The organism is Pseudomonas retamae, assembly GCF_043496865.1.
GTDB classification, from domain to species: domain Bacteria; phylum Pseudomonadota; class Gammaproteobacteria; order Pseudomonadales; family Pseudomonadaceae; genus Aquipseudomonas; species Aquipseudomonas retamae.
Genome location: NZ_JBIEIL010000015.1, coordinates 17,102 through 42,219 on the forward strand (window position 1 = coordinate 17,102; position 25,118 = coordinate 42,219).

General features: G+C 59.4%; 26 protein-coding genes. 12 read left to right on the forward strand and 14 right to left on the reverse strand.

All coding sequences use genetic code 11. The annotated features are described in order from the left end of the window. Positions 1–844 precede the first annotated feature (844 nt). The 5 genes from gabP (at position 845) to ACGSLL_RS24395 (ending at position 5,015) form a co-directional block, all read left to right on the forward strand. Entirely contained in the window at positions 845–2,245 is a 1,401-nt protein-coding gene (gene gabP, locus ACGSLL_RS24375; RefSeq protein WP_394508250.1) for a GABA permease, read from the forward strand. A gap of 137 nt (positions 2,246–2,382) precedes the next feature. Next, entirely contained in the window at positions 2,383–3,216 is an 834-nt protein-coding gene (locus ACGSLL_RS24380; RefSeq protein WP_394508251.1) for an oxidoreductase, read from the forward strand. 28 nt (positions 3,217–3,244) lie between these two features. Then, the gene (locus ACGSLL_RS24385; RefSeq protein WP_394508252.1) at positions 3,245–4,186 is read left to right on the forward strand and encodes an AraC family transcriptional regulator; all 942 of its coding nucleotides are present in this window, start codon (positions 3,245–3,247) and stop codon (positions 4,184–4,186) included. A gap of 189 nt (positions 4,187–4,375) precedes the next feature. Then, positions 4,376–4,699 carry a type II toxin-antitoxin system RelE/ParE family toxin gene (locus ACGSLL_RS24390; protein WP_090284246.1) on the forward strand — a complete coding sequence of 108 codons (324 nt, stop codon included), beginning with the start codon at positions 4,376–4,378 and terminating at the stop codon, positions 4,697–4,699. A gap of 4 nt (positions 4,700–4,703) precedes the next feature. Further along, a complete protein-coding gene (locus ACGSLL_RS24395; RefSeq protein ID WP_394508253.1) occupies positions 4,704–5,015 on the forward strand; it encodes a helix-turn-helix domain-containing protein in 312 nt (103 codons plus the stop codon). Positions 5,016–5,747: 732 nt separating this feature from the next. On the opposite strand, the gene ACGSLL_RS24400 is transcribed toward ACGSLL_RS24395, so the two are convergent. Further along, positions 5,748–6,086 carry an FKBP-type peptidyl-prolyl cis-trans isomerase gene (locus ACGSLL_RS24400; protein ID WP_394508254.1) on the reverse strand — a complete coding sequence of 113 codons (339 nt, stop codon included), beginning with the start codon at positions 6,084–6,086 and terminating at the stop codon, positions 5,748–5,750. 138 nt (positions 6,087–6,224) lie between these two features. On the opposite strand from ACGSLL_RS24400, the gene ACGSLL_RS24405 reads away from it, so the two are divergent. Further along, the gene (locus tag ACGSLL_RS24405; protein ID WP_394508255.1) at positions 6,225–7,271 is read left to right on the forward strand and encodes a M4 family metallopeptidase; all 1,047 of its coding nucleotides are present in this window, start codon (positions 6,225–6,227) and stop codon (positions 7,269–7,271) included. A gap of 14 nt (positions 7,272–7,285) precedes the next feature. Beyond that, on the forward strand, positions 7,286–7,597 hold the full coding sequence (locus ACGSLL_RS24410; protein ID WP_258448758.1) for a protealysin inhibitor emfourin: 312 nt from the start codon (positions 7,286–7,288) through the stop codon (positions 7,595–7,597). 22 nt (positions 7,598–7,619) lie between these two features. Here ACGSLL_RS24410 and ACGSLL_RS24415 read toward each other — a convergent pair whose 3' ends face one another. Then, positions 7,620–7,928 (reverse strand): RcnB family protein, encoded by a 309-nt coding sequence (locus ACGSLL_RS24415; protein ID WP_394508256.1) that lies wholly within the window; start codon positions 7,926–7,928, stop codon positions 7,620–7,622. 768 nt (positions 7,929–8,696) lie between these two features. Here ACGSLL_RS24415 and tcuC point away from each other — a divergent pair. Further along, positions 8,697–9,989 (forward strand): MFS transporter, encoded by a 1,293-nt coding sequence (gene tcuC, locus ACGSLL_RS24420; RefSeq protein WP_394508257.1) that lies wholly within the window; start codon positions 8,697–8,699, stop codon positions 9,987–9,989. Between the two features lie 12 nt (positions 9,990–10,001). Continuing rightward, complete coding sequence (locus ACGSLL_RS24425) at positions 10,002–10,772, forward strand: substrate-binding domain-containing protein (protein ID WP_394508258.1); 771 nt, start codon at positions 10,002–10,004, stop codon at positions 10,770–10,772. Here the strand turns inward: ACGSLL_RS24425 and ACGSLL_RS24430 are convergent. Then, entirely contained in the window at positions 10,762–11,676 is a 915-nt protein-coding gene (locus ACGSLL_RS24430) for a LysR family transcriptional regulator (protein ID WP_394508259.1), read from the reverse strand. The two genes, ACGSLL_RS24425 and ACGSLL_RS24430, sit on opposite strands and share 11 nt — an antisense overlap. A gap of 247 nt (positions 11,677–11,923) precedes the next feature. Between ACGSLL_RS24430 and ACGSLL_RS24435 the strand changes: the two genes are divergently transcribed. Continuing rightward, positions 11,924–13,732: a monovalent cation:proton antiporter-2 (CPA2) family protein gene (locus ACGSLL_RS24435; protein ID WP_394508260.1), complete on the forward strand. Its 1,809-nt coding sequence runs from the start codon at positions 11,924–11,926 to the stop codon at positions 13,730–13,732. A 268-nt stretch (positions 13,733–14,000) separates the two neighbouring features. Here ACGSLL_RS24435 and hcnC read toward each other — a convergent pair whose 3' ends face one another. The 8 genes from hcnC to ACGSLL_RS24475 all read right to left on the reverse strand — a co-directional run bounded on the left by hcnC (position 14,001) and on the right by ACGSLL_RS24475 (position 20,964). Further along, a complete protein-coding gene (hcnC, locus tag ACGSLL_RS24440; RefSeq protein ID WP_394508261.1) occupies positions 14,001–15,260 on the reverse strand; it encodes a cyanide-forming glycine dehydrogenase subunit HcnC in 1,260 nt (419 codons plus the stop codon). Next, the gene (hcnB, locus tag ACGSLL_RS24445; RefSeq protein ID WP_394508262.1) at positions 15,253–16,662 is read right to left on the reverse strand and encodes a cyanide-forming glycine dehydrogenase subunit HcnB; all 1,410 of its coding nucleotides are present in this window, start codon (positions 16,660–16,662) and stop codon (positions 15,253–15,255) included. The genes hcnC and hcnB overlap by 8 nt, the downstream gene beginning before the upstream one ends. Beyond that, positions 16,659–16,973: a cyanide-forming glycine dehydrogenase subunit HcnA gene (gene hcnA / locus ACGSLL_RS24450; protein WP_090284264.1), complete on the reverse strand. Its 315-nt coding sequence runs from the start codon at positions 16,971–16,973 to the stop codon at positions 16,659–16,661. Before hcnA ends, hcnB begins: the two co-directional genes overlap by 4 nt. A 240-nt stretch (positions 16,974–17,213) precedes the next feature. Next, on the reverse strand, positions 17,214–17,753 hold the full coding sequence (locus tag ACGSLL_RS24455; RefSeq protein ID WP_394508263.1) for a hypothetical protein: 540 nt from the start codon (positions 17,751–17,753) through the stop codon (positions 17,214–17,216). Between the two features lie 123 nt (positions 17,754–17,876). Further along, positions 17,877–18,281, reverse strand: a complete 405-nt coding sequence (locus ACGSLL_RS24460; RefSeq protein ID WP_394508264.1) for a delta-60 repeat domain-containing protein — start codon at positions 18,279–18,281, stop codon at positions 17,877–17,879. A gap of 27 nt (positions 18,282–18,308) precedes the next feature. After that, positions 18,309–19,220: a hypothetical protein gene (locus tag ACGSLL_RS24465; RefSeq protein ID WP_394508265.1), complete on the reverse strand. Its 912-nt coding sequence runs from the start codon at positions 19,218–19,220 to the stop codon at positions 18,309–18,311. A gap of 289 nt (positions 19,221–19,509) precedes the next feature. Continuing rightward, on the reverse strand, positions 19,510–20,439 hold the full coding sequence (locus ACGSLL_RS24470; protein ID WP_394508266.1) for a hypothetical protein: 930 nt from the start codon (positions 20,437–20,439) through the stop codon (positions 19,510–19,512). A gap of 189 nt (positions 20,440–20,628) precedes the next feature. After that, complete coding sequence (locus tag ACGSLL_RS24475; protein WP_394508267.1) at positions 20,629–20,964, reverse strand: YdcA family protein; 336 nt, start codon at positions 20,962–20,964, stop codon at positions 20,629–20,631. Between the two features lie 167 nt (positions 20,965–21,131). On the opposite strand from ACGSLL_RS24475, the gene ACGSLL_RS24480 reads away from it, so the two are divergent. Next, the gene (locus tag ACGSLL_RS24480; protein WP_203418544.1) at positions 21,132–21,815 is read left to right on the forward strand and encodes a response regulator transcription factor; all 684 of its coding nucleotides are present in this window, start codon (positions 21,132–21,134) and stop codon (positions 21,813–21,815) included. Continuing rightward, positions 21,793–23,187, forward strand: coding sequence for a sensor histidine kinase (locus ACGSLL_RS24485; protein WP_394508269.1), 1,395 nt, complete (start codon positions 21,793–21,795; stop codon positions 23,185–23,187). The genes ACGSLL_RS24480 and ACGSLL_RS24485 overlap by 23 nt, the downstream gene beginning before the upstream one ends. Before the next feature lie 159 nt (positions 23,188–23,346). Here the strand turns inward: ACGSLL_RS24485 and ACGSLL_RS24490 are convergent, their stop codons facing one another. The 3 genes from ACGSLL_RS24490 to ACGSLL_RS24500 all read right to left on the reverse strand — a co-directional run bounded on the left by ACGSLL_RS24490 (position 23,347) and on the right by ACGSLL_RS24500 (position 25,107). Beyond that, positions 23,347–23,757, reverse strand: a complete 411-nt coding sequence (locus ACGSLL_RS24490) for an SRPBCC family protein (RefSeq protein WP_394508270.1) — start codon at positions 23,755–23,757, stop codon at positions 23,347–23,349. A 213-nt stretch (positions 23,758–23,970) separates the two neighbouring features. Beyond that, positions 23,971–24,639 carry an HAD-IA family hydrolase gene (locus tag ACGSLL_RS24495; protein ID WP_394508271.1) on the reverse strand — a complete coding sequence of 223 codons (669 nt, stop codon included), beginning with the start codon at positions 24,637–24,639 and terminating at the stop codon, positions 23,971–23,973. A gap of 54 nt (positions 24,640–24,693) precedes the next feature. After that, positions 24,694–25,107, reverse strand: a complete 414-nt coding sequence (locus ACGSLL_RS24500; RefSeq protein ID WP_394508272.1) for a response regulator — start codon at positions 25,105–25,107, stop codon at positions 24,694–24,696. Positions 25,108–25,118 lie beyond the last annotated feature (11 nt).

Below are 25,118 nucleotides of genomic sequence, written 5' to 3' on the forward strand. Positions count from 1 at the left end.
AAACGAAGGTGGCGGCCATACGCGGGTTGGTAGACCGGTAACTAGGACCCGGCACACCCGAAGGTGTCCTGCGCATGGCCACCATTGAGCAGAGACCTGATGAGGCCTGCGAACGGTTCGCGATGCGACTAGTTATGACGGGCTACCAAACCCGATCACTGCTTTTTCAGTGACCGCCAAACGATAGAACCCGCGTACTAGACGCACAAGCCGGCGGATTCTGGCGTAGTCGTAGGTAACGGCGCAAGACGTTGTAGGGTTTGGGTGGTGTGCGTATTTCGCTTTTAAACAAATGCTGGATTTTGCGTTTAGTGCCTTGCTGGATGGTTTTGCCCTTGCCTGTTTGTGGTCGGGTATTGTCGATGAGGGCACATCGGGACGGTGGCGATTCGGGAGTTGTGGCGGGTACTGAAAATCGCTGCCCTCACCCTAGCCCTCTCCCGGAGGGAGAGGGAACCGATCGGGGGAGATTCGGGAGCGTCGCTGACCTGATCGATCTGCTTTGAATCCATGAATGTAGCGATCGCCAGATCTCTTCACGGCGACCCCTCGCCCTTCATAAACACACTTTGCCACCCCATGACCAACCAGTTCTCACTTCAAACAATCCCCCACCCGAATGTCGATATCAGACACAACCGCGGCGTGATCAGGCATCTGATTCGGCGTACAAGCCGGGTAAGGTGACGCAGCTTTTGCGCAAAACTCCCGTCCATTGCGACGGATTCAATAAGCACTGCGACGTTCAAAAGGGCCGATTTAGAGCTGTTCAGCAAGCACCATCGGTAATCGCTCGGCCCCTTTCCATTCGCTTGAACGTCGATCAGCAGAGAATAAGAAAACAATGATCAGCCCCACCTCCAAGGATTCGACTGGCCACTTGGCGCAGGGCTTCAAGCCTCGTCATGTGACGATGCTGTCTATCGCCGGGATCATCGGCGCCGGTTTGTTTGTCGGTTCGGGGCATGCCATTGCGGCGGCCGGGCCGGCGGTGTTGCTGGCTTATCTGTTTTCCGGGCTGCTGGTGGTGCTGGTCATGCGCATGCTCGGCGAGATGGCGGTGGCCAACCCGGACACCGGGTCGTTTTCCACCTATGCCGATCAGGCCATCGGGCGCTGGGCCGGGTTTACCATCGGTTGGCTGTACTGGTGGTTCTGGGTGCTGGTGATTCCGATCGAAGCGTTGGCGGCCGGGCATGTGTTGCATCAATGGTTTCCACAAGTTGATGCTTGGCTGTTCGCCTTGGGCTCGATCATTGCGCTGGTGGTCACCAACCTGTTCAGCGTGTCGAAATATGGCGAGTTCGAGTTCTGGTTTGCCATGGCCAAGGTGGTGGCGATCATCGCCTTTATCGGCGTTGGATTTGCGGTGCTGATGGGCTGGATTCCCGATCGTGAAGTCAGCGGTTTGAGTGGCCTGATGGCGGCACACGGCGGGTTTGCGCCGAACGGTTTGTCGGCGGTAGTCGGTGCGTTCATTACCATCATGTTCAGTTTCATCGGCACCGAAGCGGTGACCATCGCCGCAGCCGAATCGAATAACCCAGCGCAGAACATTGCCAAGGCCACCCGCTCGGTGATCTGGCGCATCGGCGTGTTTTATCTGCTGTCGATCTTCGTGGTGATTTCAGTGGTGCCGTGGAATGACCCGCTTTTGGCCTCGGTCGGGTCTTATCAGCGGGCGCTGGAAATCATGAACATTCCGCACGCCAAATTCATGGTCGATGTGGTGGTGTTGATCGCCGTGGCGAGTTGCATGAACTCGTCGATCTACATCGCCTCGCGCATGCTCTATTCGCTGGGCCGGCGTGGCGATGCGCCGAAGGCGTTGAAAGTGACCTCGTCCGAAGGTGTGCCGCGTGCGGCGGTCATCGCCAGCACCGTGCTTGGCGCGGCGATCACCGTGTGGAGCTATGTGATGCCGGCCGGGTTGTTCGAGTTTTTGCTGGCCAGTTCCGGCGCGATTGCCTTGCTGGTGTACCTGGCGATCGCCGTGTCGCAACTGCGCATGCGGCGGATGCTGCGTCGGCAGAACGTTGAGTTGACGTTCCGCATGTGGCTGTTTCCGTGGTTGACCTGGCTGGTGATTGCATTCATCTGCGCCGCGCTGGCGGTGATGATGATCACCCCGGAACACCGCACCGAAGTGAGCACGACGATTGGTCTGGCGCTGGCGATATCGTTTATCGGTTTGCTGACCTCGCGACATCCTGCGCAGACGGTCAGTGTCAACCCTGCCGGCTGAAAATGGGCCGGAGTAAATCCGGCCCCTCGCCAATCCTCGCTGATAGGAACAGGCAATACTCAGATCCGATTCGGCATCGCCCCCCGCCCTCCTTCGCCCTAGCATGTTCGCACCTTGTCTGTTCTGGAGAGTGCGACATGAAGACTGCAAAAACCCTGTTCATCACCGGTGTCAGCAGCGGCTTTGGCCAGGCGCTGGCGAAGCAGGCGCTCGCCGCAGGCCATCGGGTGATTGGTACCGTGCGCAGCGAATCCGCCGTGGCGACGTTCGAGGCGCTGTCGCCCGAGCGGGCGCATGGCATGGTGCTGGACGTGACCGATTTCGAAGCCATCGACAGCGTGGTCGCCGCCGTGGAAAAACGTCACGGGCCGGTGGATGTGCTGGTGAACAACGCCGGTTATGGTCACGAAGGGATTTTCGAGGAATCGCCGCTGGCGGAAATGCGTCGTCAGTTCGATGTGAATGTGTTTGGCGCAGTGGCGGTAACCAAGGCGTTCGTGCCGTATTTCCGCCAGCGCCGCGCCGGGCATATCGTTAACATCACCTCCATGGGCGGCTATATCACCATGCCCGGCATCGCCTATTACTGCGGCAGCAAGTTCGCTCTGGAAGGCATCTCCGACACTCTGAGCAAAGAGCTCGCCCCCTTCAATATTTTTGTCACGGCAGTCGCGCCGGGGTCTTTTCGCACCGACTGGGCCGGGCGTTCGATGCAACGCACGCCGCGCAGCATCAGCGACTACGATCAAAGCTTCGACCCGGTGCGCAAGGCCCGTGAAGAGAAAAGCGGCCAGCAACTCGGCGATCCGCAGAAAGCCGCGCGGGCCATGCTGACGCTGATCGCCAGCCCTGCCCCGCCAGCGCACCTGCTGTTGGGCAGCGACGCCGTCGCGCTGGTGCGTGACAGGTTGCAGCGCACGGCGGAGAGTATTGAGCAATGGCAGGCGCTCAGTTGCTCTACCGATGGCTGAGCAGTTTCGTGAAAAAAAGGTGCCGTGAATGGCGAAATCCGAAGACCTGACGACGGCGCGCATGGTGCAGCTGATGAGCGAACTGGCGCCGCTGGAGGGTTACAACCTGAGCGTGCTCGACGACGTGCGGTTTCTGCGTTCCAACCGCCCGTTGACGCGCACGCCGGTGCTGTACGAGCCGGGTATCGTCATCCTCTGTCAGGGTCGCAAACGCGGCTATCTGGGTGACGAGATCTACGTCTACGACGCCCAGCATTATCTGGTGGTTTCAGTGCCGGTGCCGTTCACCATGGAGACCGATGCCAGCGAGGATCAGCCGATGCTGGCGGTGTATCTGCGTCTGGATTTCGCCCTCGCCGGCGAGCTGATCCAGCAGGTCGATGAGGTCCGCGGCTTCGACGCCACGGTGCCGCGCGGCATGTACGCCTCGCCGATGGATGATGCGCTGCGCGAGTCAACCTTGCGCTTTCTGCACATCATGAACGACCGCAACGACGCGCAGATCCTCGGTCCGGCGATGTTGCGCGAGTTGTATTACCGCATCCTCACCGGCGCCCAGGGCGGCACGTTGCGCGCGGCCATCGCCCAGCAAGGCCAGTTCGGCAAAGTGACCCGCGCGATCCATAAAATCCACAGCTGTTATCACGAACACCTGGATGTCGAAGCGCTGGCCGAGGAAGCGCAAATGAGCGTGCCGAACTTTCACCTGCACTTTCGCAAGGTCACAGACACCTCGCCGATGCAGTACCTCAAATCGACGCGCTTGCATCAGGCGCGGTTGCTAATGCTGCGCAATGATTTCACCGCTGCCCGCTCGGCGTTCCTGGTCGGTTACGAAAGCGCCTCGCAATTCAGCCGCGACTTCAAACGCTTCTTCGGCCGCACCCCGCTGGCGGAAGTGGCGTGGATGAAACGCACGTATGCGTTGCCGGCACCGTGTACGCCGTCGCCGTTTGTGTCGTCGCATTAACGGATGCGATATTTGGTTGAGGGGCCATTTTGCGTAGGCAGCGCCCAGCGGGCATACAATTCTCACTTGATTTATATCTGTTTTGATATAGCCTTTCTACAAAGCCTTCCAGCCATTTCTTGCAACAGTACGCCCCATGACAATTGCGCTTGGGCGATTACGCTTTTCCTTTCAACAAAGGAGAAGTCGATGCCAAGAAACAAGGATGTTGAATTCATCGGAAACGCGCTCAAGGACCTGAAAGCGCTCCCGATCGATGCCCGCAGAGCGGCAGGATTTCAGTTGGATCTGTTGCAGCGGGGAGATGAACCCTTTGACTGGCGTCCAATGACAACAATCGGACGCGGCGTTAACGAGATCAGGATCACCGAGGATTCAGGGGCGTTCAGAGTGTTTTACGTGGCGAACCGACCTGAAGCGATCTATGTGCTGCATGTCACGCACAAAACCACACGTAAAACCGAAACGCGAGATATCGAACTGGCACGCGCCAGATACCAGGAAATCAGGTAAAACCATGACGGATCATCAGAACAACTCCCAGCGCTATTCAAGTGTCTGGGATGCACTGGAAGACACGCCGCAGGACGCGGCTAACATGCGTTTGCGGGCCAAGCTGATGCGTACGCTTTGCGAGACCATCCGAGCTTGGGAGCTTCCCCAGAAGGAGGCAGCCAAACGCCTGGGAATCACCCAGCCACGTCTCAACGATGTGCTCAATGGCAAGATCGACAAATTCTCGTTGGACGCATTGGTCAATCTGTCAGCAGCTGCGCAATTGGAGGTAGATATCTGCTTCCCGCTGGGTCAACCACTGCAATGGGGCTGACCCGATAAAACAGTCAGCCCTGCGCGAGTCAACCTTGCGTTTTGGAACGCACCTACGCGTTGCCGGCACCGAATGCACCATCGCCGTTTGTGTCGTTGTATTAAGAAGACAAGGTATGCGCCGTGGTGGGGCTGACGGAGCCGGCGCTTGCGAAAGCACGCCACCTGTTATTTACACTTGTGACGACGCGCGAGTTTCAGACCCGTCCTACATCCTTTGAATGTCCGTTGATATACCGTCCGCCTCGTTTTGTAAAACAAACAAGCACGATCGTGGTGTGCAGAAAAGACATACTCAAAGTACAAAATCCACCTGCCGGTGATGGGCACCAAGTGAGTCTGATTTATCAAGATCCATCTATGAGTCATGCGGATGCCAAAAGACTTCTTGGCAGCGACACGAATGCAGACGTGATCGCTGCACTCGTATAAATTGGCCTGAATGAAAGTGACGGAAACTGGGCTCAGAATATTTGCCTTGAATATCTGACCCATAATTCCGAGGCGATTATCGCCGCTGCGGTCACCTCCATTGGCCACATCGCTCGCCGTCATGGGGTAATGGAGACTGAGAGAGTTTTCCTTGCACTCGAATCAGTCAGGCACGAACATCCTTCTCTGGAAGGAATAGTCGATGACACGCTCGATGATATCGACGCGTTCACCTGACCGGCTCTAGTCATGTCTCACCTGGATGAAGTATCAGCTTCATCCAGCGTAATGTTCTGAAAACTCAATCCTCCCGCGTCAAGACCTCCAGCAACTCGATCTCGAACACCAGATCCGAATTCGGTGGAATCTTGCCCATCGACCGTTCGCCGTAGCCCAGATGCGCCGGTACCAGCAACTTGCGTTTGCCACCGACCTGCATGCCCATCAGGCCCTGATCCCAGCCTTTGATCACCCGCCCCGTGCCGATCACGCATTGAAAAGGTTTGCCGCGGCTCCAGGAGGAGTCGAACTCGGTGCCGTCTGGCAGCCAGCCGGTGTACTGGGCGGTGATCAGTGCGCCTTTGACGGCGGCTTTGCCGTCGCCCGGTTGCAGGTCGATGATTTGCAGTTCTTTTGACATGTGGTTGACTCGTTAAGAATGGCCCTGATGGCGCGGACGGTTTTTCGCAGAATTGCGCGTCGATGGCAATCGATGGAACCGAAATTCGCGCCGCGGCTCACATGGATATCGACATCGTATGACGACAAGGATGCTTTGATGACCGACTCTCGTTTGCTGCGCAGTTTTATCCCGCCTTACATCCTCAACCGGATCATTGCCCACGGTTCGGAGCCGCAGCGCAACGCGGCGATGCAGACGCTCAACCACGTACGCAGCCTGTTGCCCAACCCCGGCCGACCTTCGCAGCCGCCGGCGCGGGCAGTTTTGCCACAGGCTACAAAACCGGGGCTGGCCCGGCGCAGCGTGCACGATGCGCAGAACAAGATGCTCCTTCCGGGCATGCCGGTACGTCTCGAAGGCCAGCCGCCGTCGGGGGATCCGGCGGTCGACGAAGCCTACGACGCGTTGGGCGCCAGCTATGATTTCTTCTGGAAAGTGCTCGGGCGCGACTCGATCGACAATCAGGGTTTTGCGCTGATCGGCAGCGTGCATTACGGCCAGGGCTATGAAAACGCGTTCTGGAACGGCGCGCAAATGGTCTTCGGTGATGGCGACGGTGAGATTTTCCAGCGCTTCACCCGCTCGCTCGACGTGATCGCCCACGAACTGGCGCACGGTGTTACCGAGAGTGAGGCTGGTTTGATTTACGCTAACCAGTCAGGGGCCTTGAACGAATCGCTGTCGGACGTGTTCGGCGTGCTCACCAAGCAATACACCCTCGGCCACACGGTCGAGCAGGCCGACTGGTTGATCGGTGCCGACCTGCTGATGCCCAAAATCCAGGGCAAGGGCTTGCGCTCGATGTCGCACCCCGGCACCGCGTACGACGACCCCTTGCTGGGCAAGGACCCGCAACCGGAGCACATGCGCAAATTCGTCATCACCAGCGAAGACAATGGCGGCGTGCACATCAACTCCGGCATCCCCAACCGCGCGTTCTATCTGGCGGCTCGGGCGCTGGGCGGTTTTGCCTGGGAAAAGGCCGGACGGGTCTGGTACGACACGCTGTGCGATGATCGCTTGAGTCAGGACGCCACATTCGACGCGTTCGCAAAACTGACCATCGACCACGCCGGCCAGCGCTTCGGTGCCAAAGAAGTTGAAGCGGTGCAGCAAGCCTGGGCGCAGGTCGGCATCGAATAAGCTGAGGAGACTGTATGAAAACGCTACCCGATTTAGGTGACGATTCCGTTCTGCGTGTCTCTCGCCAGGGTGGCGTTGCCGCGATTCACAGCCTGAGCCGCCCGCGCGAAATCGAATTCGCGCAATGCGACATCAGCCAACGCTCACGCATCTGCTCGGTCCTCGAAGGCTGCCTGCCGCTGGACAGCAGCGACTCCGGACGCGGGGACCAGCGCTTCTATCAGATTGAAGTGCGTTACAAGTCGGGGGAAATGTTGCTGAAGGTGCCTGAGGACCGGGCGCCGGGTGAACTGGTGCATCTGTGGGACAAGGGAGAGGTTTTGTAAACGCTCTCCCGGCATTCGGTGTTTAACGCTCGACCGGCTGCATCTCGACAATCGTACCGTTGGTGATCATCACCATCACGTACTTATCGTTGATCTGCACCCACTGCGCCTGCTCGATTGGCGCCTTCAGACCTTTGGCCTTCCAGTTCTGCAGGGCCTTGTCCTTGCGTTGATACATCTCCGGCGCACGGTCGTTGACCTTCAACTGACGATCGCTGGTCGGCGATTGAACGGAAGGATCGCTTGAGGTTTGCGCCGCTTGAACAAGGGGGGTGATCCCGGCAACGCCGGCAACCAGAGCCAGACTGGCGATAAGGGTCTTGCTGTTCATCGGTGAACCTCCTGAATTGGGTAGTACCTGAACTCCGACTGCGTGGCGCGCGAATCATTCCTTTTTTTGCCCGGGGGTGGCTGTCGACGGGTTTGTGGAAAACAAAAGCAAGATCAAGAGCCCCTCACCCTAGCCCTCTCCCGGAGGGAGAGGGAACTGATCGTGGTGTCTGGGCGAGATGCGCCGGCCTGCAATACCGAGTTGTACTTAATTTCCAAAGCCAACGCAGATCGGCTCCCTCTCCAGGGGAAGAGGGCTGGGGTGAGGGGCAGCCACACCACAAATCCCAAGCCTAGCGCCGCTTCTAACCACTCAACAATGAGCGTTAGCTCGCGTGCTTTTGATCTTGCGTCACCGGCGACATCGGAAGGCTGAGCGCAGGGATTGATCCGGGCGTGGGAGCGCAGCGACCGTACGACGAAGTCGTACACAGCGGAAGGAGGTGCAGCGAAGCAAACCGTAGCCGCTGCGCCCGGATCGATCCCGGAGCGAAGGGACCCGAGCCTGCGAGGGCCGAACGTAGGAGCAAGCGTTTTTTGCTTACTTTTTTAGGCGCTTGTAAAAAAGTAAGTCGCCGTCAGGCGAAACCGCTAGCCGCAGCACCCGAAGCAACGGATATGCACTCAAAACCATTGATCCGCTATGAACATCAATCCATGCCAACAATGCAATTAACAGATTGTTACATCTGCGCCACCATCCACCTCAATAAAAACCGTGCGCCGCCCTCCCGTAGCGCACGTCATAAAAGCGGTGGAGTCCTTTACCATGACAACCTCAATCCCACACGGCGGCTCGCGCGCCGGTGCCATCTTCCGAGTCACCTCGGGCAACTTCCTCGAACAGTTCGACTTCTTCCTGTTCGGCTTCTACGCCACACAGATCGCCGCGGTGTTCTTCCCGGCAAGCAGCGAATTCGCCTCCCTGATGATGACCTTCGCCGTGTTCGGCGCAGGCTTCCTCATGCGCCCGCTCGGCGCCATCGTGCTCGGTGCCTACATCGACGACGTCGGCCGGCGCAAAGGCCTGATCGTCACCCTGTCGATCATGGCCAGCGGCACGATATTGATCGTGCTGGTGCCCGGATACGAAACCATCGGCCTGTTCGCCCCGGCGCTGGTGCTGATCGGGCGCCTGCTGCAAGGCTTCTCCGCCGGCGCCGAACTGGGCGGTGTGTCGGTATACCTGTCGGAAATCGCCACGCCCGGTCGCAAGGGTTTCTTCACTGCATGGCAATCGGCAAGTCAGCAAGTGGCGATCATCGTCGCTGCCGCGCTCGGCTATGGCCTGAACCAGTGGATGGCACCGCAGGCGATCGCCGACTGGGGCTGGCGCATTCCGTTTTTCGTCGGTTGCATGATCGTCCCGTTCATCTTTTTCCTGCGCCGCAACCTGGCGGAAACCGAAGAATTTGCCGCGCGCAAACACCGTCCAAGCATGGGCGAAGTGTTCCGCACCCTCGGCCAGAACTGGGGCGTGGTGCTGGGCGGCATGTTGATGGTCGCGCTGACCACCACGGCGTTTTACCTCATCACCGTGTACGCGCCGACTTTCGGTAAAACCGTGCTGCACCTGAGCACTTCCGATGCGCTGCTGGTGACGCTGCTGGTCGGTGTTTCGAACTTCTTCTGGCTGCCGATTGGCGGCGCGCTGTCCGATCGCATCGGCCGTCGCCCGGTGCTGATCGCCATGGCATTGCTGGCGCTGGCCACGACCTATCCGGCGCTGTCGTTTCTGGTGCAGTCGCCAAGCTTCACCAACATGCTGCTGTCGCTGTTGTGGCTGTCGTTCATTTACGGCCTGTACAACGGCGCAATGATTCCCGCCCTTACCGAAATCATGCCGGTGGAAGTGCGCGTCGCCGGTTTCTCCTTGGCCTACAGCCTCGCCACCGCGATTTTCGGCGGGTTCACTCCGGCGATGTCGACCTTCCTGATCCAGTACACCGGCGACAAAGCCGCGCCGGGTTACTGGATGAGCATCGGTGCGCTGTGTGCCTTGTGCGCCACCCTTTATCTGTACCGCCGTGCCGGTGGTCGTCTGCAACCTGTCGCGGCCTGAGGAAAACTCGCCATGAAAAAACTCTTTACCGTCACCGCCCTCCTCGCCGGTCTGGCGTTCAACCTGAGCGCTCACGCCGCAGAACTCAGCGTGATGACTTCCGGTGGCTTCACCGCCGCCTACAAAATCCTCGGGCCGAAATTCGCCGCCGCCAGCGGTAACACGCTGACCACCAGCCTCGGCCCGTCGATGGGCAAGGCACCGGAGGCGATCCCCAATCGCCTGGCGCGCGGCGAGCATGCCGATGTGGTGATCATGGTCGGCTACGCCCTCGACGAATTGATCAAGCAAGGCAAGGTCGACCCGGCTTCGCGGGTCGAACTGGCGGATTCGCGGATCGGCATGGTGGTGCGTGAAGGCGCGGCGAAACCGGACATCAGCAGCGTCGACGGCTTGAAGAAAACCCTGCTCGGCGCGCAGTCGGTGGCGTACTCCGACAGCGCCAGCGGCGTGTACATCGAGCAGCAGCTGTTCAAGAAACTCGGCATCGAAGAGCAGTTGAAGCCGAAGGCCAAGATGATCGCCAAAATCCCGGTGGGCTCGGTGGTTGCCAGCGGTGACTATCAACTGGGCTTCCAGCAGGTCAGCGAGTTACTGCCAGTGCCAGGCGTAAGTTTCGTCGCGAAGATTCCGGAGTCTGTGCAGTCGGTGACCCGTTTCGCTGCCGGCATTCCGGTCAAGGCTGAGCATCCAGAAGAAGCCAAAGCCCTGCTCGCCTACCTCGCCGCGCCTGCCGCCCAGGCCGACGTGCAGGCCACCGGGATGGATTCGGTCAAGCGCTGATCGTTGGCGGCTGGACCTTCATTTCCACCACCAGCCGCTCCAGTTCCAAAGCCGCCGGGGTCAGCGTACGACCCCGGCGCTTGAGGATGCCGACGCTGCGCATCACTTGCGGATCGATCAGTGGCACCCGTGTCAGGATCGGATGATCCGGCCCCGGCAGCGCCATCATCGGCACCGCCGCCACACCCAACCCCGCTTCGACCAGGCCGATCATCGTCGTCACGTGCCGCGTCTCGCAGATGCTCTGACGCTGCGGCACCACCCCGCCCAACGCCTGGTCCAGCAGAAAACGATTGCCGGAGGTCTTGTCCAGGCCGATGTAATCCTGCTGATAGAACTCGTCCCACGTCACGCTGCTGCGCTGCGCCAACGGATGATCACGGCGGCAGGCGAGCACGTAGCACTCCTGCACAAGCGGTTCGAAGTCGACTTTGGCATCCTGCGTGCCGAGAAAACTCAAACCGAAATCCGCCTCGCCATTGACCACTGCACTCAACACATCGTGGGCGCTGGAGTCGAGGACCTTGACCTTGATCCGCGGAAACTGCTGGTGATAACGCGCGATGACCCGTGGCATGAAGTAGTACGCCGCCGAGGGCACGCAGGCGACGGTGACATGGCCCAGCCGCGTCGACGCCACTTCGCTGATACCCAGCAATGCCACGTCGAGATCATCGAGCAGACGTTCGACGCTGGGCATGAAACCGCGCCCGGCCTGGGTCAGGCTGACCTTGCGCGTGGTGCGCTCGAAGAGTTTGACGCCGAGCGCGTCTTCGAGCTTTTCGATGCGCCGGCTCAGCGCCGGTTGCGACAAGCGTACGGTATCAGCGGCCTTGCGAAAGCTGCCCTGCTCGACCACCGCGCGAAAGGCTTGCAGGTCGTTGAGGTCGAAGTTGATGGCCATGGCGTTTCCGGAAATTGATGCGCAGGGGTTATAAATGTAACGATTTGATGCAAGTTATTACAGCCACAATGAAATTCCCCTGTGGGAGCGAGCCTGCTCGCGAAAGCGGTGTATCAGTCAAAGGATGTGTGGCTGACCCACCGCCTTCGCGAGCAGGCTCGCTCCCACATTGGATATGCGATGGTCTGAGGTCTGTGCAACCCTTATCCTTGTCGCCCCCCGCCGTACCGTTGTCAGGAGTAAACCCATGCCCCATGAAGGCAATCTGTTGCAAGCCGCTGTCGTATTTTTGTTCGCGGCGGTGCTCACCGTGCCTTTGGCCAAACGTCTGCAACTGGGCGCGGTGCTCGGTTATCTGTTCGCCGGGGTGATCATCGGCCCGTCGGTGCTCGGCCTGATCGGCAACCCACAGAGCGTGGCGCATATTTCCGAACTGGGCGTGGTGTTGCTGCTGTTCATCATTGGCCTTGAGCTGTCGCCGCGACGCTTGTGGGTGATGCGCAAATCGGTGTTCGGCGTCGGCCTGGCGCAGGTACTGCTGACGGCTTCGGTGATCGGCGTGCTGGCGTTGTCGGTTTTTGGCCAGCCGCTGAACAGCGCGATTGTGCTGGGTCTGGGCCTGGCACTTTCCTCGACCGCGTTCGGCCTGCAAAGTCTGGCCGAGCGCAAGGAACTGACCAGCCCTCACGGGCGCCTGGCGTTTGCGATTCTGCTGTTCCAGGACATCGCCGCGATCCCCTTGATTGCCCTGGTGCCGATGCTCGCCGGCGTCGATCACCACACCAGTACCGCCGACGATATCCGTCACAGTCTGCAGGTGCTCGGCGGCATCGCCGTGGTGGTGATTGGCGGACGCTATCTGCTGCGCCCGGTGTTTCGCGTGGTGGCGAAGACCGGTTTGCCTGAGGTGTCCACCGCCACCGCATTGCTGGTGGTGATCGGCACGGCGTGGCTGATGGATCTGGTCGGTGTGTCGATGGCGCTGGGGGCGTTTCTGGCCGGTCTGCTGCTGGCGGACTCGGAATATCGGCATGAGCTGGAAGCGCAGATCGAACCGTTCAAAGGCCTGCTGCTTGGGCTGTTTTTCATCAGCGTCGGTATGGGCGCGAATCTGAGTCTGCTGCTCAGTGCGCCGATCACCGTGCTGGGGCTGACGCTGCTGCTGATCGGCCTGAAATTGCCGCTGCTGTTTGTGGTTGGACGGCTGGCGGGCGGCCTGAACAAGATCAGTGCGATTCGCCTCGGCATCGTATTGGCGGCCGGTGGTGAATTCGCTTTCGTGGTGTTCAAGATCGGTCGCGATCAGGGCCTGTTCGAACCGCGCCTGTACGACCTGCTGGTATTGACCATCACCCTGTCGATGGCATTGACGCCGTTGCTGCTGTTGCTCTGCGCACGCCTGGTCAGCCCGAAAGTGCAGCCGGTGGAAGTGCCAGAGAAATTCCGCGAAATCGATACCGAAGCACCACGCGTGGTGATTGCCGGCATGGGCCGGATGGGCCAGATCGTTGCGCGGATTCTGCGCGCGCAAAATATCAATTTCGTCGCGCTGGATACGTCAGTGGAAACCATCGAACTGTCGCGCAGTTTCGGCGGTGTGCCGGTGTTCTATGGCGACCCGATGCGCCCGGAAATCCTCCATGCGGCGAAGGTCGGCGAGGCGGAATATTTCGTCATCGCCACCGACGATCCAGACACCAACATCAAGACCGCCGAGGTGGTGCGCAAGCTCTATCCGCACATGAAAATCATCGCCCGCGCACGTAACCGTCAGCACGTGCACCGCCTGGTCGATATTGGCGCCGAAGCGATTCGGGAAACCTATTATTCGAGTCTGGAAATGAGCCGACGCACGCTGGTCGGGCTCGGTCTGACCCAGGAACAGGCCGATGCACGGATCAAGCGCTTCAAGCATCACGACGAACAGGTGCTGGAGGCGCAGCACGCGGTCTACGACGACGAGGCCAAAGTCCTGCAGACCGCCCAGGAAGCCCGGGCGGAACTGGCCAAACTGTTCGAGTCGGATCAGCTGGAAGAAGAAGCCCGAAAATCCTGAAAATGTGGCGCAGCTCACGCCGCCATCGCGGGCAAGCCCGCTCCCACAGTGGTCGAGTCGAACCGATATTTCGTGTACGCCATCTAACCCTGTGGGAGCGGGCTTGCCCGCGAAGAAGCCGGCACCGTCAACACTAATATCCTGATTGTTCCCACGCTCCGCGTGGTAACACAGCCCGGGACGCTCCGCGTTCCATTCGCGAGCTGGAACGCGGAGCGTCCCTTGAGGCATTCCCACGCAGAGCGTGGGAACGATCATGTCGTTCAGGTCAGGCCAGTTCGGCCGTGCGTTGCTCCTTGACCGGCGCCACCGCAAACCGGTCCGCCAGAAACGGTGCGATATCCAGTGGCAACGGCTCGTCATTCACCAACTTGTCGAGCAATACGCCGGTAATCGCCGAAGTCAGGATGCCCGTGCGAAAGTGCCCGCAGGCATTCAGGTACCCCTCCACCCCCCGCATTGGCCCGAGGATCGGCAGTTCGTCCGGCGAACCTGGACGCAGCCCGGCCCAGGTGCGCTTTAGGTTTACATCGGCCAGTTCCGGCAGGCAGCGCACCGCGCCCTGCACCAGCCCGGCGATTTCCGGGTAGGTGGTGGTGACGTCGAAGCCTTTGTCTTCGGTGGTGCTGCCGATGAGGATCTCACCGTTGTCCTTCTGCGCCACGTAGCAGTCGCTGGTGGTCAGGCAGCCGTTGAGGATCTTCGGCATGCGTTCGGTCAGCAGAATCTGGCCTTTAACCGGTTTCACCGGGATGCGAATCCCGGTGGCCCACTCACTCAGATCCGCCGCCCAGGCACCCGCAGCGTTGATCAGCGTCTTGCAGTGGAACACGCCCTCCTCGCTCGTTTGCACTCCGGTCACTCGCGTGCCGTGATGCAACACCCCGGTGACGTTGGTGTTGACGAAAATGTCCACGCCGTTCTGCCGCGCGCCTTCCATATAGGCATCGGCGAGGCGGAACGGGCTGACCTGATGATCGCAGAGAAACTCCAGCGCCCCGCGTGCCTCATGGCTGACGCTCGGCTCGGCGGCGCGCAGTGCGGCCTGATCGAGCCAGCGCACTTGATCGGCCAGATGTGGAATACAGCCAACGATGTGCTCGGCGTAGAGCCGGTCTTCCTCGTCATAGATGACGAATTTCAGCCCGGTCCGCTCGAACTTGAAATCCATCCCGTGATTGTCTTTCAGCTCGCGGTGCAAGGCCGGGTACAGTGCGTTGGACTGCAAGGCGAAATCGAAAAACGACTCCGGCAAAATGTGCGGCGTACTCGCATCCACCGCCACCGCCGCGCCTTGGGTTTCGCGTTTGCGATTGGCCGACATCATGCGAAAGAAAATTACCCCGCAGCCCAGCCCGACCGACTCGCCGATCGCCCACAAACCACCGGCCGACGCACGGGTGGCGTTGCCGGGGCGCTTGGCGTCGATCAGCGCAATCCTCAGGTTTTTGCGTTTGGACAATTGATAGGCGCAGGACGCCCCGATCACGCCGCCACCGGCAATGACCACGTCGTAGAACTTACTCATGGGCAGCGGCCTCCGTGCCGACGGACTGGAACGCGGAAAAAGGAATCGGATCAATCGGGAAGCGCGGACGCAGCCAGCCGACATCCTTACGACCGGTGGCCTGGCGCAGACGATCACTGCAGTAACCGACGCACATGCGCCCTTGGCAATCGCCCATGCTCACACGAGTGCGCATTTTCAGGCTGGCGATGTCTTGCACGCCTTGCTCCAGCGCTCGATCAATGTCGGCGCGGGTGGCGTTTTCACAACGGCAGATCACCGTGTCGGCCGCCGGCAACGCGGTCTGGCCAACGCCGCGCTCGGTGTAGCGATCCACCGCCGCACGAAAACGCACGATGGCTCTGAGTTTGCTCAAGTAGCGGTCGCGGCGCACCCGCGCCAGTTCTTCTTCCAGCACACCGCGTTGCAGCAGAATCGACGTCGCCGCAATCCTGCCAGCGAGCATCGCCGCTTCACCGCCACGAATTCCGCCCATGTCGCCGGCCAGATGCACGTGCGGCTCGTTGCTTTGCTGCCAGATATTGGCATTGGCGCGCAGGTAACCGTCGTCACTGAAGCCGTGATCGAGGCCCATCTGCTGGCTCAACTGCGTGCGCGGGATAAAACCGTAGCCGACCGCCAGGGTCTGCGCTTCGGAGCGCTCGACGCGGCTCAGGTCCGGTTCCCAGGTTGCCGAATACGGCGCGACGCTGACGCTTTTCAGCTCGCCCTCGCCATGCGCTTCGACCACGCCCCAGCCGTATTGCAGGGGGATGCCGTGCAGTTTCAGGTACGCAAGCATGCTCAAGCCATCGAGGAACAGCTGCGGCTTGTTCAGCAACGCCAGACTTTCGCGGGCGATCTTGCCGAATGCGCAGGCCTCATACACGCCCGCGACGCGCACGCCGGAGGCATGCAGTTGCGTCGCCACCAACGGCAACAGCGGCCCGGTGCCGGCAATGATCACCGGCCCTCGTGGCTTGACCACGCCACTTTTGATCTGCAATTGCAGGCCGCCCAGCATGATCACGCCCGGCAACGTCCAGCCGGGAAACGGCACGCTGCGCTCGTGACAACCGGCGGATAACAGCAACTGTGCGTATTCGATTTCATGCAGTTGCTCGTTGTCGTCGAGCACCACCAGCGCGCGAGTGCCTTCGGCGCCGACCACGCGATGGTTGAGGCGCACATCGATCAGCCCGGCCTGGTCCTGAAATTCACCGTGCAGCTTGCCCAGCGCTTCGGCGTAACGCGGGCCGAGGTAGTCCAGTTGCACGCCGTCACGCAGCGGCCCGCGATAGACCACGCCGCCGAGACGCGATGCTTCTTCGAGCAAGGTGCAACGCACGCCGTGACGGGCCAGTTCGATGGCGGCGGCCATGCCGGCAGGGCCACCGCCGACAATCACTGGTTGCAGGTTCATACAACCTCCTGCGCAGTGATGCGATTGACCTGGGTTTGAATCTGCATGCCGTCGCGCACCACGGTCTGACAGGCGCGGCGTTTATGCCGACCGTTGATTCGCACCAGACAGCACTGGCACACACCCATGCCGCAGTAGGCGCCGCTGATCTGGTTGTGGTCGTTGCGCGCGATCTGGCGCAGGCCGAGGGATTGAATAACGCTGAGAACGGTTTCGCCGATGGCGGCGGTGACAGGCTGGCCGTTGATGTGGACGGTCATGTCCGCCTGCACCAACGGCTGGATATCGAAGGATCTTTCTAGGCAGTTCATTGCAGTGTTCGTCCGTGAAGGTTCGGTTGAGGTGGTGTCAGCTCCTTGCTGCACTACACCGTGTCGACGCGTTTATTGTTGCTGTGTGGGCCGTCGACGCGGGTACTCTGTCAGCGCAACAAGGTGCGCGTGAAGCACTGTAGTTCATACCTCAGCAAAGGCCTGGATCATTTACGTTAGGCGATATCACCAGAGGAAATATTGATCCAGGCCAGTAAAAGCGGTGGGATTGTCCGGCGATCAGTTGGAGAAAACGAACTGCCCTTTGATCTTCTTCGCACCAATGAAGCCCAGGTCCGGGAACAACAGGGATTTGATCCAGGCGGCGTAGAACACAATGGCCAGCGTGATGCCGACGGCGATCAAAGTCGACAACGGATCTTCCTCATAGCCTTTGAACATGCGCGACACCTGACTGATGGTGAGGAGAACGTAAACGGTGTAAGCGGCTGCAACGTTCTTGTAGAAGCCCCAGGCAAACAACAACGGGATGCCACCGGCGATCAGCAACATTATGAGTGCCAGAACCGGGGTTGCGTCATAGAACAGAAAGAAACCGAAGACTGCGCCGATCAATGCCTGGATGCAGGTCAACACGATCAGCAGAGTGACTTTGAGTGAATGCTTTTCTCTGAGGGCCGGATCCGCACGCCCCCCAATCCACGCCGCCAACACGCGATCTTTGACCGCTCCACCCGACAACGCTTTGAACGTTTCGGTTTTCGAGCGCCCGGCTTCGAGCATTTCCACCAACTGGCGTTTGATTTCCTTCTTGTTCAACGTGTTCATCCTTAAAGAGATAAAGCGGCCAATCCACTTCCGGCGGCGATTCTCGCCGTTGGCCCCGCAGAAAGCAAAGAGCGGCTTCCACTTTAAAGTGAAAGCGGCTGCAATCTAATTGCTTTAACCCAGATGACGTGTGGCCCACCCACCGAATACCACCCATTCCCATGTATCAAGCAAGTAATAGCCACAGGCAACGATTCGCCCGTCGTCCAGCACGTTCATATCCTTGTAATAACAAAACATCGTTTCATCATCAAAAACGTAGAAACCTTTTCCGTTAAACGCCGGATCCAATGAGCCGTCAGCACGATAGCGGGCTGCAATATACGTATCCCCACCGTTGATATATCGAATGCTGCCATTACCGGCTACGACGATTGCCCCATCCTTCTGCGATACGCATTTTTTCCAGTGAACGCCAGCCTCTTGCAGGGGCGCAAACAAAGGTTGGCCTCCATTGAATACAAGGTTGTAACTACCATTGGAATTAAGCACAACAATGGCGCCTTGTAATGTGCCCATTGGAGCACCTGCACCTACGACTACAATTCACCCATCGCCTTGTCTCACCGCTATGTCGTTGAACTCGACCCAGCGGTGCTTTAGCGTGAAAGCCCGGCCATCATTGAAGGAATTATCGATATGGCCGGAACTATCAAAACGAATCAGGTAACCACCCTGTAGCCCCGGGGAATCGTCAGTATATTTTCCACAGACCAAAACCTTGCCATCAGGCTGAGTAGCGACTCCCAAGGCCGTATTGGATGTATTTTCAAAGTCAACCAGCGCAAACCCATGATCATTGAACGTCTTGTCTTTCGATCCGTCCGGGTTGAGCCGAAGAATGATTCCGTTCGAGTTCACGAATTCGTCGAAGACATTGGAGACCACGATTATCTTGCCATCCGCTTGTTCTGTGACTGAACTGCCCGATCCCGCAGTTGCCCGCGAAGACCGTACTCTCTTCCAATGTCGCGGACCTGAACTGACATTGCCGGGCGGAATCAGCTCAGGCTTATCCATTTCATCGAAACGAAGGTAACAAACACCTTTTTCACCGAAGGACGGATCTTGCTGTCCATCAGGGAGACAACGCACGAGCGCTATCCCCTCTACAGAGCCTGCTTGTTGATAGGTACCCCGCAACAGCCACGCGCCATCTTGCAAGAGACTGAGCCCGACAACATGCGCCATGATTGCGTTTTCCAAAGCAATTACTACAAACCCCTTTCCCCCGCCGAATCCAGTGTCCAGTGTTCCGTCTTCGTGGAACCGGGCAACCGTGGCCGACCCGAATAAATCAAACGGGTAAAATCCAACCAGAGTCTTTTTGTCAGGCAATGCCAATACGGCTGCTGATTCGATATCAGGCAATCCGTCTAACGGAAACTTTAGCCTCCCCGCATCGGCGAAGGCCGGATCAAGAGTACCTGCGTTTTCAGGTTTCAATCGCGTGTTCATGTCAGTCACTCGAGGCAATCGTGAATAAACGTCTTGTCTATTCCCGCTCCGATTCCAGCACTTTCATCACGCGGCGCCACTGTCAGAAATACTAGTTCTACTTGCCTTGCAGGCCAAATACATGACCCTATAAGCCTTAAATGAAAAAGCCGCTTTCACCCGAAGATGAAAGCGGCAGAGGCATCCTGCCTCAGAGGGATCAGTGTACGAACAGGGCGATCAGGATGATGATCGGGATGGGCACGCCGAGGAAAAACAGCAGTAATGAGCGCATGGTCTTGCTCCTTGTTTAACGGACTGGAGTGGTCGTGGTGTAGGTGTCGACTTCGACGTATTCCACCGCGTCGCGACGACGACCGCCGAACGTGGCGGCGAGGCTGGCAAAGAACGCACCGGCCAGCAGCGCGACGAACATCCACAGCGAGGTGTAGGCAGCGACTTTGGCGGCGGTGTCGGCGGCTTGCTGAGCTTTCAGTTTGGCGTCGGCGATGGCTTTCTGCGTACTGGCGTAGATCTCGTCGACACGACGTTCAGCATCGGCCTGACTCAGGTTGGTTCGCTGGGCGACCAATTGTGCGAGGTAGGTGCGGTCTTCCGGGCTGAGCTGACCGTTGGCCAGGCTCTGGGCGAAGATGCGGGTCACGGTGCCGCGTGCGGCATCATCGCTGACGGCAGCAGGACGATCGTCGCGGAACAGGCTGTCGACGAAGTAGCCGTACTGATCGCTGTCAGTGTTGGCAGCAGCAGAACCCGCCGCCTGGCTCATCGCACCGGCAGCACCGCCGACAACGTTGGCACCGGCCTGCACACCGCCGCTGACGACGCTGCTGACCGAGCCGACCACCAGAATCGCGGTGACCAGTGTGGCTACGCACCAAGCGAGGAAACCGTGAGCGGTGTCGCGGAAATACACCTCGTCACCGTGCATGTTCGCCCACTTCACTCGCAGACGACCGGCGATGTAGCCACCCATGCCGGAAGCGATAATCTGCGTCACCGCCAGCCAGATTATCGTGGAAATACCCAGGCCCTTGGCGCTGACGCCCTCTCCGGCCCAAGGCGAAACAGCGGAGAAACCCAGACCGAAGCCGAGCAACACCAGAATCATCGACAACGCCGCAGCTGCTGCAGCGCCCGCGAAAATTGCGCCCCAGGACACACCCGAAACGCTGCTTGACTCTTCAACGGCAGAATAAAATCCATCAGAAGATCTGTTCATTGTTGTTCTGCTCCAGGCATGAAAAATGATGTTACAAGTACTCACCGGAGCAATTGCAGCGACCGTGCCAGTCGTCAGCACAAAATAAACTCAATATTTTCAATTACTTAGAAAAGATGAACTTCCTCAGACCATGCAAAATGCAACAAGCGCATGTTAAAGGCGGGTTTTCTGCATTGGCAAAAGCGTTTATTTGCGTTTGTAGCTCTTGTTACCGCTTGGCGTGAGGCAATACACCCCGCCACGTGGGCCAGTGCAAAACGAACCGGTGCCACAGGCGCAGCCATCGTCGCTTTGCAGCAAATTCTGCGGACGCGCCTGCTGACGCTCGCCAAACATCGCTGCACAGCTCTTTTTCGAGCCACTGATGGAGCCGTCATTGCACAGGAACAGGTCACCGTCGCAGCGATTGATCCCGCCCTTCTTCCCGGAACACGGAGTATTGGCGGCCAACGCTGGAGCGCCAAATAGCACAAGCAGCAAACCGGTCATCAGCATCCAGCCAGGGCAAATGAATTTACGCATGGCACCACTCCTGTGAGAAATTATGGCCAGATGATATCAATGTTTCGTTTAACTCACCCCAGTCACCGGCCCACTGGCCGTAGCAACATGAAAGTTAATTTAAAGCGTCACGGGAATTTCTTGGCAAAATGCTGCCATTCCGTTTGAACCGATCCGCAGGCCTGCCTATGACTCGTATCTTGACCATCGAAGACGACGCCGTGACCGCTCGGGAAATCGTCGCCGAACTCAGCAGCCACGGGCTCGATGTCGACTGGGTCGACAATGGCCGCGAAGGCCTCGACCGCGCCGTGAGCGGCAATTACGACCTGATCACCCTCGACCGCATGTTGCCCGAGCTCGACGGCCTGGCCATTGTCACCACCCTGCGCACCATGGGCGTGGCAACGCCGATTCTGATGATCAGCGCCCTCTCCGACGTCGACGAGCGCGTGCGTGGCTTGCGCGCTGGCGGTGACGATTACCTGACCAAGCCGTTCGCCACCGACGAAATGGCCGCGCGGGTCGAAGTGCTGTTGCGCCGCCAGACCAGCGTCGCCACGCAAGCGACGACGCTGCAGGTCGCTGACCTCGAACTCGACTTGATCAGCCACGAAGCGCGCCGCGCCGACCAGGTACTGACGCTACTGCCGACCGAATACAAACTGCTCGAATTTCTCATGCGCAACAGTGGCCAGATCCTTTCGCGGATGATGATTTTCGAAGAGGTCTGGGGCTATCACTTCGACCCGGGCACCAACCTGATCGATGTGCACATCGGCCGCCTGCGCAAGAAAATCGACGCCGCCGGCAACGTTCCGCTGATCCGCACGGTACGGGGCTCCGGCTATGTCATTGCCGAACCCGTCTGACGGCTGGCGCTCTTCCAGCAGCCGTTTGCTGGCGCTGTACAGCTCGCTGTTCGTGGCCTGGAGCGCGATTCTCATGGGGGTCATGTATTACGAGGTGTCGGGCTACCTCGACAACCTCGCCAAGCACTCGCTGATGCAACGCCAGCACCTGTTTTCGCACTTTCGTGGCGAGCAACTGGAAGACGCCCTCGCCGCCAGCATGACTTTCGATATTCGTGGCATCGACGCCTACGGCCTGTTCAGTGCCGACGGCGTTTACCTCGGCGGTGCGCTGCAGCAGATTCCCGAAGGCCTGCCGCTGGACGGCAAGATTCACATGCTCGCCGACTGCGCCGATTCCGACGACCCGACCCTGCCGAGTGACAGCTGCGATGCCGTGGCCACGCAAACCCGCGATGGCCGCTGGCTGGTTTTGTTGCGCGACAACGGCTCGTTGTTCGCGGTGACGCGGATCATTTTGCATGCGTTGTTCTGGGGCGTGTCGCTGACCATTCTGCCGGGCGTGGCCGGGTGGCATCTGCTGCGGCGTCGGCCGTTGCGGCGGATTCGGGCGATTCAGGACAGCGCCCAGGCAATCGTCGCGGGTGATCTGACCCATCGTTTGCCGCTGTCCAACCGCCGCGATGAGCTGGACATGCTCGCGGCCATCGTCAACGCGATGCTGGAGCGCATCGAGCGGCTGATGAATGAGGTCAAAGGTGTCTGCGACAACATCGCCCACGACTTGCGCACGCCACTGACGCGTCTGCGCGCGCAGTTGTATCGCATGCAGCAACAGGCCGGCGAAGGCTCGCAGGAAGCGGCGCAACTGGATCTGGTGCTGGCCGAAGCGGACACGCTGATGGCGCGGTTTCGCGGTTTGCTGCGGATTTCCGAGCTGGAAGATCGTCAGCGTCGCTCGGGTTTCGTGCAGCTCGACCCGGTGCAACTGCTCGAAGAACTGCATGAGTTTTACTTGCCACTGGCTGAAGAAGGCGAGCTGCGTTTCGAGCTGAACATGCCGGAAACCCTGCCGCCGCTCAATGGCGATCGGGCGTTACTGTTCGAGGCACTGGCGAATCTGTTGAGCAATTCGATCAAGTTCACCCCGCCCGGCGGCACGGTCATGCTGCGCGGGGTGAATGCCGGTGGGCAGACGCAGATCGAAGTGCACGACTCGGGGCCGGGAATTCCCGAAGCGGAACGCGAGGCGGTGTTCCAACGGTTTTATCGCGCCGAGGGTGGGCAACCGAAGAGCGGCTTTGGCCTTGGGTTATCGATCGTTGCAGCAATCGTCAGCCTGCACGGCTTCAGCCTGCAGGTGAGCCGCAGCGATCTGGGCGGGGCGAAGTTGCTGCTCGATTGCCGGCAGAGCCTGATTACCCGGGCCTGAAAATTGAAATGCAGGCCATCCTGTGGGAGCGAGCCTGCTCGCGAATTCGGTGTTTCAGGCACAGCAACGTTGACTGACCTGACGCCTTCGCGAGCAGGCTCGCTCCCACAGGTCTGGTCATTCCCACGCAGAGCGTGGGAATGATCGGTCCGAAGTGACCTAGGCCGGGTAATTGGCGCGCAATGCGTCCAGCCCGCCCTGGTAGATGCCATTGAACAGCGCCACCGCCTCCTCGTCGCTCACGCCGACGGCGGTAAATCGTCCCGACCAGGTTACTCGTGCGCCCTGCCCCTGGGCCTCGACCTTGAGCGTGGCCAGATAATCAGTCGCCGGAAACGGTGCCTGTTCGATCGAATAGCTGTACGTCATGGCGGCGTTATCGAAGCTTTGCAGGCGCTCGATCACCACGCCGCCGTCAGCGGTTTTCAGGCTGCGCACACGTCCGCCGTCGGTCAGGGTGCTTTCAGTAATGAGCGGCAGCCACTCGGGCAGCGTGTTGAAGCCGCCGATCAATTGCCAGACCTGATCGGCTGAAGCCGGGACGTCGATGGTTGCAGAAGCGGTTGCCATGGAAGTGGTCTCTCTCGTCAGTTCAAATGTAGCCCCTCACCCTAGCCCTCTCCCGAGGGAGAGGGAACCGATTGGGGGAAATTAGCGATGTGCGCCGACGTGGAAGATCCGCGCTGAATCCATAATCGCTTAGGTCGGTCAGGTCGGCATCTGACGCGGCACAACTCGGTCAGTCCCCTCTCCCTCCGGGAGAGGGTTAGGGTGAGGGGCCTTTCAGTTCTCAAACAACCGCAGCAAACCCTGATCATCAACCTCAACCCTGATCGCGTCATAACTGGCAATCGTCGCATGCGTGGTCTCCAGCGGATGCTGATGAGTCGTGGTAATGATCATCAACGGCGCGCCTGCCGCTTCCGCCGCCTGAATGCCCACTGCCGCGTCTTCGAAAATCAGGCAATCACCCGGTTCAACACCGAGGCGTTGCGCCGCCAGGCGATACCCCGCCGGATCAGGCTTGCCGGCCTTGACGTCTTGCGCGGTGATCAACACCGCAGGCGCGGCAATCCCGGCGGCTGCCATGCGCCGCAACGCCAGATCCCGCGGTGCCGAAGTGACCATGGCCCAGCGCTCGGCCGGCAAGCTGTTGAGAAACGCCGCGGCGCCCGGAATCTCGACAATGCCTTCGACGTCGTCAATTTCCGCAGCGGTAATGAACGCCGCTTGCGCTTCGGCATCCACCCCCGGCAGGTTCAGACGCGTGATGGTATCGATGGCGCGCGCACCGTGAATGGTCGGCAAAAACGCCTCGACATTGACCCCATGACGTACCGCCCAGGCCGACCAGATGCGCTCTGCAGCGGCGATGGAATTGAGCACGGTGCCGTCCATGTCGAACAGGAAGGCACCGAACGCGCGGTCGAAAACAGAAACTTCAGCAGACAAAAGGACACATCCTCTGACAGGGGCGGACTAACTTGCCCGCCAATGTAGCATCTGTCAGTGCAGCTGCGGGGCCTTGGATTTGAATGCACTTTCCACACAGTCGAGCAACTGACCGATCGCCCAGGGCTTCTTGATGAAGGCCACCGAATGCTTGACGCCCGAAGTTTCCGGGGTCTCATAACCGGACATGACCATCACCGGTTTTTCCGGCCAGCGATCACCGACCAGATTGGCCAGGTCGGCGCCGTTGAGCGTGCCGGGCATGGTGATGTCGGTCAGTAACAGCGCAACGTCTGCTGCATGTTTTTCCAGATACAGTGATGCTGCGTCAGCGCTGGTTTGCGGCTCGACCTTGAACCCTTCCTCCTGAAGAATTTCGCAAAGAAACTCCAGAATCAACGGATCGTCCTCGACTACCAGAATCAACCCGCCAGGAAGGTGCGCGCTCGACGTAGGTGTAGGGCACATGAACAGCACTC